A 14,107-nucleotide genomic window follows, 5' to 3' on the forward strand; every position below is an offset into this window, starting at 1 on the left:
TCACTCCATTCCGCGGTACGTCTCGCCCGGCTCGGGCCGGATGCCCACCGAGGATCCCTCGAGCTCGCGCACCCAGAACGGGTTGCGCAGCAGGGCACGCCCTACGCCGACGATGTCGGCCGTGCCGTCGCCGAGCACGCGGTCGGCGTCCTCGATCGTGGAGATGCCGCCGACGGCGACTGTCGGCAGCCCGGTCGCCCGCCGCAGGGCGCCGGCGAGAGCCGGCTGCTCCGCGCTGTGGGCGCCGATCAGCGCGGCGACGAGCCCGCCCGAGGAGACATCGAGCAGTGAGATCTGCTGCTGCCGAAGCAGGCCTGCGACGATCTCCGCCTCCGCCAGCTCGTTGCCACCCGGCACGAGATCCGTCGCCGAGATGCGCACCGAGATCGGCACGTCGTCGACCGCCTTGCGCACCGCCTCCACGACCTCCAGAAGCAGGCGCGCCCGATTGAGCAGAGATCCGCCGTATGCGTCGTCGCGGAGGTTCGCGACAGGCGATAGGAACTCGTGCAGCAGGTAGCCGTGAGCCCCGTGGATCTCCACGAAGTCCGCGCCGGCCTCGACCCCGCGCCGCGCAGCGGCGACGAACGCCTCGACGACCGTTGGAATCTCGTCGATCTCCATGGCGCGCGGCACCGCCGCGTCTTCGTTGAACGGGATCGCACTGGGCGCGACGATCGGCTGGTCGGCCTGGGCGCCGTCCACGAGGAACGACTTGCGCCCAGCGTGGTTGATCTGCACGCCGACGCGAGCGCCTGCGGCATGGCAGAAGTCGATCACGCGAGCGAACGGGGCGATCTGGTCATCGTCGTATAGACCGAGGGCGCCGTGCCCGAGGCGGCTGTCGGGCGTGACGGCCGTGTCCTCGAGCATGATCAGCCCGACACGGCCGACGGCGCGGGCGCCGTAGTGCACGATGTGCCAGTCGTTCGGCTTGCCGTCGCCGTTGGCCCGGTGCTGGCACATGGGCGACATCATGATGCGGTTGCGCAGCTCGACACCGGCGACCGTCGTCGGCTCGAGACTGGTGTGCACGTCGACCCCGGGCATCACGCGGCTGCTTCCTCGCCGCTGACGCCGGCGTCCTCGCCGCCCGGCGTGATCCCGAACTCGGGGAACACGTGCTTCGCCATGACCTCCATCGTGCCGATGACGTCGTCGACCTTGCCGCCCGTGGCGCTCATGGTCATGACGGCGTCCACGCCAAGCGACTCGTAGTACTTGAACCGCTCGATCGCGCGATCCGGCGTCGTGATGATCGGGTCGTCGTAGTCGTTGTAGATGTCGTCGAGGGGGATGTCGTAGCGCACGGGAGTGATCGATCCCGCCTTGACCTCAATCGCCTCGTTGTCGGCGCGGTCGCCGAGACGGTGCGCCTCGTTGTCCGGCTGCGCCGCGTACTGCGACATGTAGTACGACCAGTGCTTGTAGAAGTCCTGCACGTGCTCGAGCGCGCGTCCCTCATCCTCGTTGAGGAACACACGGCGCAGCACCATGACCTCGCCACGACCCGTCGGCGACTCCGCCGACGACTCGTTGTACCAGCCGAGCATCTTCTCAAGGTCGCCATGCGGGGCGAACGTGCCGAGGTTCGGGCTCGTGACGACGTTGTGGCCGGCCTTCGCGGCGGCTCGCATCCCGCGCTCGCTCTGCGACGACACCCAGATCTTCGGGTGCGGTTGCTGCAGGGTCTTGGGGATGATCGTGACCTCGGGGAACTGCCAGAACTCGCCCTCGCCCACGATGTCGGTCTCCGTCCACGCGCGCTTCATGATGTCGAGGGACTCCTCGTACATCTCGCGGGCCTTGGAGAAGTCGATACCGAGGCGGTCGAACTCGTACTTGTTCGCACCGCGTGCGACGCCCACCTCGAGCCGGCCGCCCGTGATGTGGTCGACCATGGCGACCTCCTCCGCCAGGGCGAGCGGGTGGTAGTAGGGCAGCACCAGCACGCCGGTGTGCACCCGCAGTCGCTTCGTGTTCTGCGCCACGAAGGTCGCGCACTGCAACGCCGACGGGTTCGCGATGTAGTTGAAGAAGTGGTGCTCGGGGAAGGAGATTCCCTCGAAGCCGAGCTCATCGGCCGCCTGGGCGATGTCCTTCAGTTCGGCGAGCAGTTCGCCGTACGGACGGTTGATGTCCGGGAAGAAGAAGGGGTAGCTGGTCCAGAACTTCATTTTCGCGCCTCCGTGGGGGATCAGGTGCGACTCAACGTAGTGAGGGGCGACCGCGCGACTCCTCGTCCGGCCGGGTGAAAGAACCGCCGTCCATTCGTCCGATCCGAGAGCTCGAAGCCCTCGAGACACGCCCGAGCGCGTGCCATGATGCTCAGATGCTGCCGGAAGCGATCGGGCTCCACTGATGCGGGACTCCCGTGCGATCCGAACCGCCGACGCGGCCGCTCCGCCCGCCCCCTGGCAGGACGCGCAGGCGTTCCTCCTCGTGCTGGAGCAGATCGCGAAGGAGGCCAACAGCGTCGGCGATGCGCGTCAGGTGCTCGAGCGGATCGTAAACGCCGTCACGCAGTACGGCCCCTGGAGCATCTGCTGGGCTGGCATCCTCGACGTCGAGGGCAACGGGCTGCGCAGCCACACCTCCTCCGGTTTCGCGGAGAACGCTCCGCCCCTGCCGGAGAGCGAGTGGACGCTGTTCGACAGTCCGTCATGGATCGCTGTCGAACGCCACGAGCCGTTCGTGATCTACGACGCTCTGGAGGACGAGCGATTCCCTCTGGTGCGCGCCGACGCGAGTGCCCGAGGCTTCCGCTCCATCGTCATCCTGCCGCTGTACCTCGACGATGAAGAGGTCGGCGTCATCTGGTTCTGCGCGCCGCAGCCCAAGCTCTTCGCGGCCGACGAGATCGCCTTTGCAACGGTGGTCGCATCGATCACGAGCGTCGCCCTCAGCAACGTGCAGCACCAGGCGCGGCAGCGTGAGCTGCTTCAACAGGAGCGTGAGCAGAGCACGCGACTGGCACGGCTGCACGACGTCGTGGAGCGCCAGTACGCGGATCTGCAGCGGTTGTTCGGCCACCGTGATCGTCTGCTGCAGGCGCACCTCACGGATCAGGGCGTGACGGGGCTGGTGAGGGTCGTCTGCGACGCGCTGGGCGCGCCGATCGTGGTGCTCGACCGGTTCGGCAATCTCGTCGCCCAGCGCGGCGATGTGCCCGAGAACTGCGACGTGCCCGAGGTCGTCGCGATCGCCACGCGGGACGCGCTCGGCCTGCGCACGCGAGCGGTCGAGCTCGACGGAGTGGCCATCGCGCTGGCTCCGATCCACTCCGGAGAGGAGCGGCTGGGCTACCTGTGCTGCCTCGCCGACTGCGGCGGCTTCGGCCCCATCGAGCTCGACCTGATCGAGCAGGCCTGTCTGCACATCGCGCTCGAGTTCATCAAGGACCGTGTGCGCCTCGAGGCGCACACGCGTCTGTTCGGAGACTTCGTAGGCGCGCTCAGCGCAGGCGACCACGACCAGGAGCGCATCGAGCACTCCGCCGGCGCGCTGGGCATCGACCTGCGGCGCCGCCTGCGCGTCTTCCGCGCGCGGCTCGAGGCCGACGATCCACGCGACTTCGGCGACCTGCTGCTGTTCTCGCGGCATCTGCACCGGCTCCTGCGCAGCCGCTTCGCTGAGAACACCGTCATGCCGCTGGGTGACCGCGAACTTCTCATGGTCGTGCAATGGCCCGATCAAGCGCTCGAGGCGACGGCGTTCACGAATGAGGTGCGGCGCCTGCTGTCGCAGGCCATCCGGATGACGCGCGGGCCCCTCGTCGGTGCGGACGCGATCGGGCTCACGATCGGCCTGGGGCGCGCCGCTGTCGGCGCGGACGCTGTGCGGGCCTCGGATGAGGAGGCCCGACGCGCGCTGGACATCGGTGTGAGGATGGGGCGGCTGGGCGCCGACGTCGACCTGCAGTCGCTCGGCAGCTACGCCCTCATCACCGACCTGGACCCGGCGCAACGCCGCGCTTTCGCGGACCGCTACCTCGGCCCGCTGCGCCGGTACGACCGCGAGCGCGGCGGCGAGTTCGTCGCGACCCTCGAGACGCATCTCGCAACCGGATGGAGCGCCCTGCAGACCGCGCAGCGGCTGCACGTGCACGTGTCCACGCTGAAGTACCGTCTGAAGCGGATAGCCGAGCTCACCGGCCTGTCACTGGAGGATCCGGAGCAGCGGCTGTGCCTGCAGCTGGCGCTGCACCTCGAGCGCCTCGACGAGCGGCCGGCGGCGCGGCGCTGACATCGCCGCCCTCGGGAATGCGACGCCCGCCCGGCCGGTTGGGGCAGGGGATGAGCGACGTGAAGATCCCCGCCCTGTCCGTGCTCGACCTCGTGCCCGTGCGCACCGGTCAGTCCAGCGTCCAGGCCGTGGCCGCCTCCATGGCGCTCGCGCAGCGGGCCGACGCGCTGGGGTACCGGCGTTACTGGTTCGCCGAGCACCACAACATGCCGGCCGTCGCATCCACCGCTCCTCCGGTGCTGATCGCCGCGGCGGCGGCGCGCACCGAGCGCATCCGGATCGGATCCGGCGGCGTCATGCTGCCCAACCACGCGCCGCTCATCGTCGCCGAGCAGTTCGCGGCGCTCGAGGCCATCGCCCCCGGCCGTGTCGACCTCGGCCTGGGGCGGGCACCCGGCAGCGATCCGGTCATCACGCAGCTGCTGCGCCGCTCGGGCACGACCAGCGAGGTCGAGCAGTTCCCGCAGCACATCACCGACATCCTGAAGCTCGTCAGCGCCGAGGGCGCGACCGTGCGGTTCACGAGCGGCGGCGAGTACGGCGTGCACGCGACCCCCGCCGCCACAGGCGTGCCGGAGGTTTGGCTGCTGGGGTCGAGCGACTACTCGGCGGCCCTCGCGGCCGCATACGGCCTGCCGTACGTGTTCGCCAACCACTTCGCCGGCGACGGCCTCGAGCGCGCCATGGACCTGTACCGCTCGCAGTTCCAGCCCGGCGAGCACAGCGCCGCTCCGCGCACGTTCATCACGGCGAACGTCGTCGCCGCGCCGACGCAGGATGAGGCCGAGGCCCGGGCCCTGCCCCAGCTGCGCCAGTTCGCGCGCCTGCGCACCAACAAGCCGATGCGCGCCCTCGAGACGGTGGACGAGGCGCTCGCCAACCCGTCGGATCCGCTCGAGCAGTCGATGGTCGACCAGAACCGCGCGCGCTGGTTCGTGGGCACGGGGCCGGACGTGGCCGCGCAGCTGCGCGACTTCGCCGCCCGCCACGACGTCGACGAGGTCATGATCTCGCCCGCCGCGGGCTCCTACGACTCCGAGCCCCTCGACGCCTCCCCCGGCCGGGTGCAGACGCTCGAGCTGCTGGCACGGTCGCTGTAACCATGCGTTGACTAGCGTTCGGCGAATTCGCTTGCGTCGGCGACGCAAGCGAATTCGCCCGGCGCTAGTCAACGATCGGGCTGAGCCGCCACGGGGCCGGCGGACCCTGCGGCGGGGGACGGACGCCGCGGGATGGGGGCGTCCCGGACCGCGGGTCGAAACGCGCTAGGCGTCCGGCTCGCCCGCGATGAGGCCGCGCAGCCAGTCGCGGGCCTCGACGAAGATCTCGTCGCTGTAGCGGTCGGAGTAGTGAACGATCGCGCGGTCGGCGCGCGGGTACGAGCCCAGGAACACCACGTTGGGGCTGAAGCGGCGCAGACCCATCAGGGCGTCGGCCATCCGCTCGTCCAGGATGTGCCCGTCGGCGTCGATCACGAACCGGTAGCGTCCCAGGGCGTCGCCGATGGGGCGCGACTGGATGAGGCTGAGGTTGATGCCGCGCGTCGAGAACTGCTCGAGCATCTCGAGCAGCGTGCCCGCGCGATCCTCGGGCAGCTCGACGATCACGCTGGTCTTGTCGGCCCCGGTGGGGGCGGGCGGCGGCGTCGGCCCGGTCACGAGCACGAACCGCGTCACCGCGTCGGGGTTGTCGCCCAGCCCCTCCGCCAGCAGCTGCACGTCGTGATGGTCGCGGATGCCCGGCGTCGCGATCGCGGCGTCGGCGGGGCTCGAGCCGTCGAGGATGCCGAGGGCGCTGGCCACGTTGCTGGCCGCCGGAACGTGCTGGTGCGTGGGCAGGTGCGCGCTGAGCCATCCGAGGCACTGCGCGTACGCGACAGGATGCGCGCTCACGAGCTGCACGTCCTCGATCCTCGTGCCGGGCTTCCCCACCAGCACGAAGTCGACCGGCACCAGGTACTCGCCCACGATGCGCAGGTTCGGGATGCGGGCGAGCGCATCCTGCGCGGTCGAGACGCCGCCGTCGATCGAGTTCTCGATCGCGATCATCGCCGCGTCGCTGCGCCCGTGCGCCACGTCGGCGAGCGCCTCGCCCACGTTGTGCACGGGGCGCCACACCTGCCCGCGCGCCTCGGGCACCTGCGCGAGCGCCGCCTCCGTGAAGGTGCCGGCGGGGCCCAGGTAGCTGTACGTGCGACGAGGAGCGGCATCCGACGGCATGGGCTTCAGCCTAGACCCGCCCCGGACGGCGAACCGCCCGACGCGTGAGGCCCCGGGCGGTTCGACGTCATCAGGCCGAGACGCGCTGAGCGTCCACGTCGGCGGCGCCCTTGACGGCCTTGCGCGGGTTGGGCATCTGCAGGATGACCAGCACCGCGATCACGGCCGCCCCGCCGTACAGGAAGAACGCCCCGGGGTACGCCGTGCCGGCCGCGACCATGAGGCCCGTGATGTACGGGCCGACGATCGCGCCGAAGCGGCCGATGCCCGAGGCCAGGCCGATGCCCGTTGCCACGAGGTCGCGCGGGTAGATGTGGCCCGCGTAGACGTACATCAGGCCCTGGGCGCTGAACACGAACACGCCTGTGACGAAGATCACGGCGGTGAGCACGACCTGGCTGCCGAACGGGATGGCCAGCAGGACCAGGAACACGGCCGAGGCGGCGAACCACAGCATCGCGACGCCCTTGATGCCCTTGGCGTCGGCCGCGAACGCGCTGATGACGAGGCCCACGATCGCACCGAGGTTGAGCACGAACAGCATCACGAGCGAGTCGGCGACGGGGTAGCCCGCGGCGCCCATGATCTTGGGCAGCCAGGCGTTCAGGCCGTACACGAGCACCAGGCCCATGAACGCCGCGATCCACAGGCCGATCGACGAGCGCAGGAACGCGGGCTTCACGACGTCGGCGAACGAGCTGCGGGGCGCATCCGATCCGGGCGCGAGCGGCGCGGTCTCGGGCAGCTTGAACCACAGCACGGCGAGCAGCGCGACGCCCAGGCCGCCGCCGAGGTAGTAGAGCGACGACCACTCGGCGCCCGCGGCGCGGCCGGTCAGCGAGGCCAGCACGGCGCCCAGGTGGTAGCCGACCATCGGCAGGTTGTTCGCCAGCGCGCGGCGTCCGACGGGGGCGTTCTCCTGCATCATCGCGAGCGCGACCGGCATGCAGCCGCCGAGGCCCAGACCGGCGATGAAGCGCGATGCGCCCATCAGCACCGGGTCGGGCATGAGCGGGAAGATCACGGTGAAGATCGAGAAGACGAGCACGGCGATCAGCAGCGGGCGACGGCGCCCGAAGCGGTCGGCGAGGCGCCCCATGAACGCGGCGCCGATGCCCACGCCGATCAGCGAGAACGTGTTGACCCAGTTCATCGCGTCGACCGAGTGCCCGCCCACCTCGGGGTCGGTGAGCACCGGGATCGTGGCTCCGAGAGCCACGATGTCGTACCCCTCGAAGACCACGATCAGGAAGCACAGGATGGCGATCCAGGTGTTCGTCATGGGCGCTTTCGCGTCAGTCGACATAGACGTGTTCGTCCTTTCAGGCCGCTCGGCTGCGAGCAGGCGGAAGCAGGGCTCATCTCTGAGCCGGGGGGAGGGGGACGCGTCATGGTCACACGCGCAGCGTTCGCACACGGAGAACTCGTCCCGCTGAATGGGACTGCACGATCCGCAGCCCGCGTGTCAAGCGGTCGATTGCCAATGGGCCCGGCGGCGGGCGCCGTGGAAGACTGTCCCGCATGACGAGCCGAGCCGGACTCCCCGCCGAAGCATCCGATCTTGTCGACGTCGACGAGCTCATCAGCGCCTACTACGACCGCGTCCCGGATCCGGCGCAACCCGGCCAGCGGGTCGCCTTCGGAACGAGCGGCCACCGCGGCTCGAGCCTGAACGGCAGCTTCAACGAGCAGCACATCCTCGCCACGACCCAGGCGATCGTCGACTACCGAGCCTCGCAGGGCATCGACGGCCCGCTCTTCCTCGGCCGCGACACGCATGCGCTGTCGCTGCCCGCCGAGCGCAGCGCGATCGAGGTGCTGGTCGCCAACCACGTCGACGTGCGCATCGACTCGCGCGATTCGTGGGTTCCGACCCCGGCGCTCAGCCACGCGATCCTCACCCACAACCGCGCGCTGGCGCCCGACGACACGGGGCGGGCCGACGGCATCGTGGTGACGCCGAGCCACAACCCGCCCGCGGACGGCGGCTTCAAGTACAACCCGCCGCACGGCGGGCCCGCCGACACCGACGCCACCTCCTGGATCGCCGCCCGCGCCAACGAGCTGATCGAGGGCGGCCTCGAGAAGGTCAAGCGCGTGCGCTTCGCCGACCTCGACGCGGGCGCCATCCCGACCTATGACTTCCGCGATGCGTATGTGCGCGACCTCGCGTCGATCATCGACATGGAGGCCATCCGCAGCGCCGGCGTGCGCATCGGCGCCGACCCGCTGGGCGGCGCGTCGGTCGACTACTGGGCGCTCATCGCCGAGCACTACGGCCTCGACCTCACGGTGGTGAATCCGGAGGTCGACCCGACCTGGCGCTTCATGACCCTCGACTGGGACGAGAAGATCCGGATGGACCCGTCGTCGCCCTCGGCGATGGCGTCGCTCGTCGCGAAGCGGGCCGAGTACGACATCCTGACCGGCAACGATGCGGATTCCGACCGTCACGGCATCGTGACGCCGGACGCGGGGCTGATGAACCCCAACCACTACCTCGCGGTCGCGGTCGACTACCTGTTCTCGCACCGTCCGGGATGGTCGCCGGATGCGGCGGTCGGCAAGACGCTCGTGTCGTCGATGATGATCGACAAGGTCACGGCCGCGCTCGGCCGTCCGCTGCTCGAGGTGCCGGTGGGCTTCAAGTGGTTCGTGCCCGGGCTGCTCGACGGCTCGGTCGCGTTCGGCGGCGAGGAGTCGGCGGGAGCGTCCTTCCTGCGCACCGACGGCACCGTGTGGACCACCGACAAGGACGGCATCCTGCTGTGCCTGCTGGCCGCCGAGATGCTCGCCGTGACGGGAAAGACCCCGTCGCAGCGCTACGCCGAGCTCGAGGCCGAGTACGGCTCGTCGTCGTACCGGCGCGTGGATGCGGTCGCTACCCCGCAGCAGAAGGCCGCCCTTGCGAAGCTCGGCCCCGACGCGGTCACGGCCACGACGCTCGCGGGCGAGGAGATCACCGCCAAGCTCTCGCACGCTCCGGGCAACGGCGCCGCCATCGGCGGCCTGAAGGTGCAGACGGCGAACGCGTGGTTCGCGGCGCGCCCGTCGGGCACCGAGGACGTCTACAAGCTCTACGCCGAGTCGCTTCGGGGCGACGAGCACCTGCGCCAGGTGCAGGATGAGGCCCGCGCCGTGGTGGCGGCCGCGCTGGAGGACTGAGCCATGTACCGGTGGGGAGATCTCCCCACCGGGACACGCCGCGCCGTCACCCGCTGTTCACCCGGACGTCGCCCCGACCTCAACCCGGGGGACGACCCTGTGGGCATGAGCTCTGTCACCTCCCCTGAAGAGGCGACCGCCCCCGGTCGCCGCCCGCTGCTCAACCTGCTGATGACCGGTCGCACGCACGGCAAGCGCAGCCCGGTCACCTGCATGTACAAGTGCGACAACGCGTGCTTCCATCCGGTTCCGAACACGTCGGACAACCCGTACTTCCGCGACGTCGCCGAGGCCGCCCTCAGCCGCCGCACCGTGCTGGCCGGCGGCACCGCGGCCGCCGGCGCGCTCGTGATCTCGGCCGTCGCGGCCGGCGCAGACCCGGCCTCCGCCGCGACCGCACAGGTGGTGGGTCAGAAGGGCGGCGGCCGCGCGTTCGGCTTCGAGCCCATCGCCCCGGTGCCGGCCGACGTCGACGCGGTCACCGTGCCGCGCGGGTTCCGCTGGGACCCGATCATCCGCTGGGGCGACCCGCTGTTCAGCCGCCGCGATGCGTTCGACCCCGAGCACCAGACGGCCGAGAAGCAGGCGCGCCAGTTCGGCTACAACAACGACTACCTCGACATCATGGTCGAGCCGGGGGGACGCCGAGCGCTGCTCGTGGCCAACCAGGAGTACACCAACGCCGGCATCATGTTCCCGCCCGCGGCCGACGAGGCCGAACGACTCGAGCAGCTGCGCGTCTCCAAGGCCGCCCACGGCATGGCCGTCGTCGAGCTGGAGCGCCGCCGCAAGGGCGACGCGTGGACGTATGTCGTCGGCGGCCGCCGCAACCGTCGCATCACGGCCGACACGAAGATGGTGTTCTCGGGCCCGGCGGCAGGATCCGACCTGCTCAAGACGGTGGACGACCCCGAGGGCATGCACCCCCTCGGCACATTCGGCAACTGCGCAGGCGGCACCACGCCGTGGGGCACCGTGCTGTCGGGCGAGGAGAACTTCAACGGCTACTTCCGCGCCATCGGCACCAGCCCCGAGCACAAGCGCTACGGCCTCACGGACCGGGCGTCGAGCTACGGCTGGGAGGCCGTCGACCCGCGCTTCGACGCGCGCCAGCCCGGCTACGAGAACGAGCCCAACCGCTTCGGATGGATCGTCGAGATCGATCCCGAGAACCCCGACGAGCCGCCGGTCAAGCACACGGCCCTCGGCCGGTTCAAGCACGAGGGCGCCAACGTCACGATCAGCCGATCGGGCCACGCGGTCGCGTACATGGGCGACGACGAGCGCTTCGACTACCTCTACAAGTTCGTGTCCAAGAACCGCTTCCAGCCGGGCAGCAGCCGCAAGGCTCGCGCGCACAACAAGACCCTCCTCAGCGAGGGATCGCTGTACGTCGCGAAGTTCACGGGCGACTCCGTCGACGAGATCACCGGCACCGGCGCCCTGCCCTCGGACGGCGCGTTCGACGGCACGGGCGAGTGGGTTCCGCTCATGATCGACGACCGCAGCGTCGTGCCGGGCTTCACGGTGGAGCAGCTGCTCGTCAACGTGCGACTCGCGGCCGACGCGGTGGGCGCCACCAAGATGGACCGCTGCGAGGACGTCGAACCCCACCCGCACACGGGCCGCGTGTACGTGGCGTGCACCAACAACACCGATCGCGGCAAGGCCGGCAAGGAGGGCGCGACCGAGGCCAACCCGCGCAACTCCAACCGCGACGGCCACATCGTGGAGATCACCGAGGCGCGCGGCGACGCGACATCGACGCGGTTCGGATGGAGCATCCTGCTGCTGTGCGGCGACCCCGCTCAGAACGCGTACACGTACTTCGCGGGCTTCCCCGCCGACAAGGTGTCGCCGATCTCGTGCCCCGACAACATCACGTTCGACTCGCGCGGCAACCTGTGGATCTCGACGGACGGCGCCCCCAGCACGATCGGCTACAACGACGGCCTGTTCCGCGTGCCGCTCACCGGCCCCGAGCGCGGTCGCGTGCAGCAGTTCCTGTCGGTGCCGCGCGACGGAGAGACCTGCGGGCCGGTCGTGCACGACGAGGACGAGAGCGTGTTCGTGGCGGTGCAGCATCCGGGCGAGGAGGGCAGCTGGGGCGCCCAGAACTCGTACTTCCCCGACTACATCGAGCCGGGCGCGCTGCGCAGCGGGAAGTGGGGCGGCCCCCGCCCGTCGGTGATCCAGGTGACGCGCGCCTGACGCGCTTCATCCGATGCTCGGAGTGGCCCGGTCTATCAGGGGAAACCGGGCCGCTTCGTCGTGTCGCGGCGCACGGCGATCAGAACTCGTGAACCGGGGCGAGGTCGTCCGACAGCATCACCCTGACGGGGAGCTCGCGGAGTTGCGACGCCTCAACCTGCAGCCCCCGCAGTCGCGCGGCCGCCGCGTACTGTTCCCTGGGAAAGTCGTCCTCCTCATCCGCATCCGCTTAGTCGTATCCGTACGGATCCGCCCAGTCAGTGAGGTTGACGTCTACCCGACCTCGCCAGGCCACGGCGTTGTTGTTCGCACATGTCTGTGTGGCGTCGCCCATTCACCCGTTCCCGAGCCGGGGGCGAACGTACCGTCGTCGGTGCTCTGGGTGACCCAGGTGCACAGAAGCGAGCTGCGGCCCCGTCCGCGCCACCATCATCGAAACCGGCACCGAGTCCTACCGACTCGCTCACACCCGCCAACTCGCCGGCTGAAGCCGACGAAAGGGGCGAGTGCCTCGCCCTCCCCGGAGCGAGGCACCCCCTTTCAGATCAGCATCAAGGGGAAAGGGTTCCTCAACCGTGCTGCTCTTCAGCGAGAGCGTCAAAGTCAGGCAGCTGATCTCCCGGTTCCACATCATCGAGTTGAACATCCGGCGCAACAACACCAGCGAGGGGGAACACGACGACGGTTTCCCCAGCGATCGCCGAGCGCGAGACGACATCGACTGCGGGAACCTCGACCGCGAGGCTCGCCGGGTGGATCACGTTGTACACGTTCTGCCCCTCGGGAGCTCCTTCTAGGAGCGTCAGACCGGGCTGCTCCAGGTCGATGCCGTAGAACGTAACTCTCGTGCCGATCGGAAGCCCCTGCTCGTGCTCCTCAAGCGTGCCGAATCCCGGGAGCGCGATGTAGAGGTTCCCGTCGAAGTCGTGCGGAAGGTCGCCGCTGAGCACTTCAGGGTCCTCGAGCTTGACGATGATCGGCTCATAGTCGACGCTGTCGGTCGCCTCGCCACGATGACGGTCGAAACGCCCCCAGGAGAATGACGCAATCGTGCCGGATGCCCCCAAGTCGGCGTCCTCCGCCATCTCCGATACCGATGAGTACGGAATCGCGTCGGCGTCGAGCATTCCGTAGCCAGGGAGGTAATCCGCCATCCGGGTCGACACGGTGAGGGCGTCCGACTGGATGTGGGGACTCGCTGACTCGGTGCCCTCCGGTTTCTCAGCCACCTCCGCGGAGCACCCAGCGATGCTCAGAGCCACGAGACCGGCCGTCGCGACCGCGATGCCGCGGAAAAATGTGCCTCGCCGCTTGTCGAGGGTGAATTGCATCATGTCAGTACCTCCCGTTGATGAGCGCACGCTCGGCGGTGCTATAGGTGGTCAGGCTGCTCGCTCCGCTCACCATGCAGCTGCCGGGGTTGGAGCTGCTGTAGTGCCAGAGCCCCGTGAAGTGGCCGATCTCGTGACACATGGTCTTCGCAAACTGTGCGCCAGAGCCGGTGAGCGCCGAGTGCACCACGAGTGACCCCTGGTCGCACTTGCCATTTCCCCAGCCACCGAGTGGCTTCGTGCACAGCGCGGCGCCGAGGACCGTCGACCCGCGCAGGTCGATCTCCTTCGAGGAGTTCAGCCACCCACCGATGTCTGTCTGCGCTCCACATGTCGCCGTGTAGGTGTCGTACATGTCTGTCGCGCTGTCGAGATATGCCATCCGTGCCATGAAGACGTTGCCGTAGGTCGAGTCCCACGGCACAGCGGTGCAGAAGTCCATGTTCGCGTCATCCGCGAAGCACGGAGCAGCGTTGTATCCGCTTGTGTGCTGCGAGCACGTCGACCCGAACGAGACATCGTCGGCGGATGCGCTGGGAACGTTCGGTGCGAACAGCAGGCTCATCAACGCGAGGGCGCTGGCGAGCAGCAAGACGACTGCGGCGGCGGCGAGCCGGCTGCGACGCGTGTGCGCGCCGCCCAGAGGAGATGCGGGTGCGACGATCATCGGCCCTGCCCGTATCGAACTTGAGTCATGAACTCATCCTTTCGAGGTAACGCGGCTGCTCAAGGATGGGGATGGCAGCCGCCATGCCTCGTTGGTACAGGGAGTGTTCGACTCGCCGGAATCGTCTCGACCACACTCGTCCAGATCTGTCGCTCCGCTCCGAAAGATCTGGACCTAGTACTACAGTCGCGTTTATGGCGTGTGTCCGCGGCGTAGATAATGGTGTCGTCGGGCGGTGTGTTGGTGTTTTCGGCGCCAGCGTGACCGGT

10 protein-coding genes are annotated in these 14,107 nt (G+C 69.3%); 4 read left to right on the forward strand and 6 right to left on the reverse strand.

Annotation, left to right across the window (positions count from 1 at the left end; translation table 11 throughout):
- Together ABTW64_RS04700 and ABTW64_RS04705 are read right to left on the reverse strand one after the other, a co-directional pair.
- A complete protein-coding gene (locus tag ABTW64_RS04700; RefSeq protein ID WP_350619680.1) occupies nt 1-1,050 on the reverse strand; it encodes an oxidoreductase in 1,050 nt (349 codons plus the stop codon).
- Nucleotides 1,050-2,177, reverse strand: a complete 1,128-nt coding sequence (locus tag ABTW64_RS04705) for an LLM class flavin-dependent oxidoreductase (RefSeq protein WP_350619682.1) — start codon at nt 2,175-2,177, stop codon at nt 1,050-1,052. Before ABTW64_RS04705 ends, ABTW64_RS04700 begins: the two co-directional genes overlap by 1 nt.
- 184 nt (nt 2,178-2,361) lie before the next feature.
- Between ABTW64_RS04705 and ABTW64_RS04710 the strand changes: the two genes are divergently transcribed.
- Both ABTW64_RS04710 and ABTW64_RS04715 read left to right on the forward strand, forming a co-directional pair.
- Nucleotides 2,362-4,245, forward strand: a complete 1,884-nt coding sequence (locus ABTW64_RS04710; protein WP_350619684.1) for a helix-turn-helix domain-containing protein — start codon at nt 2,362-2,364, stop codon at nt 4,243-4,245.
- A gap of 50 nt (nt 4,246-4,295) precedes the next feature.
- Nucleotides 4,296-5,345 carry an LLM class flavin-dependent oxidoreductase gene (locus ABTW64_RS04715; RefSeq protein WP_350619686.1) on the forward strand — a complete coding sequence of 350 codons (1,050 nt, stop codon included), beginning with the start codon at nt 4,296-4,298 and terminating at the stop codon, nt 5,343-5,345.
- 165 nt (nt 5,346-5,510) lie between these two features.
- On the opposite strand, the gene pheA is transcribed toward ABTW64_RS04715, so the two are convergent.
- Together pheA and ABTW64_RS04725 are read right to left on the reverse strand one after the other, a co-directional pair.
- Entirely contained in the window at nt 5,511-6,464 is a 954-nt protein-coding gene (pheA, locus tag ABTW64_RS04720) for a prephenate dehydratase (RefSeq protein WP_350619688.1), read from the reverse strand.
- 70 nt (nt 6,465-6,534) lie between these two features.
- Complete coding sequence (locus ABTW64_RS04725) at nt 6,535-7,746, reverse strand: MFS transporter (RefSeq protein ID WP_350619690.1); 1,212 nt, start codon at nt 7,744-7,746, stop codon at nt 6,535-6,537.
- 239 nt (nt 7,747-7,985) lie between these two features.
- On the opposite strand from ABTW64_RS04725, the gene pgm reads away from it, so the two are divergent.
- Both pgm and ABTW64_RS04735 read left to right on the forward strand, forming a co-directional pair.
- Nucleotides 7,986-9,629 (forward strand): phosphoglucomutase (alpha-D-glucose-1,6-bisphosphate-dependent), encoded by a 1,644-nt coding sequence (gene pgm / locus ABTW64_RS04730; RefSeq protein ID WP_350619692.1) that lies wholly within the window; start codon nt 7,986-7,988, stop codon nt 9,627-9,629.
- Between the two features lie 105 nt (nt 9,630-9,734).
- Nucleotides 9,735-11,840 carry a PhoX family protein gene (locus ABTW64_RS04735; protein WP_350619694.1) on the forward strand — a complete coding sequence of 702 codons (2,106 nt, stop codon included), beginning with the start codon at nt 9,735-9,737 and terminating at the stop codon, nt 11,838-11,840.
- A gap of 569 nt (nt 11,841-12,409) precedes the next feature.
- Here the strand turns inward: ABTW64_RS04735 and ABTW64_RS04740 are convergent.
- Nucleotides 12,410-13,174 carry a hypothetical protein gene (locus ABTW64_RS04740; RefSeq protein ID WP_350619696.1) on the reverse strand — a complete coding sequence of 255 codons (765 nt, stop codon included), beginning with the start codon at nt 13,172-13,174 and terminating at the stop codon, nt 12,410-12,412.
- Between the two features lies 1 nt (nt 13,175).
- Entirely contained in the window at nt 13,176-13,838 is a 663-nt protein-coding gene (locus tag ABTW64_RS04745; RefSeq protein WP_350619698.1) for a zinc metalloprotease, read from the reverse strand.
- Between the last annotated feature and the right edge of the window lie 269 nt (nt 13,839-14,107).

This window comes from Microbacterium sp. NPDC096154 (assembly GCF_040302945.1).
Classification (GTDB): Bacteria; Actinomycetota; Actinomycetes; order Actinomycetales; family Microbacteriaceae; genus Microbacterium.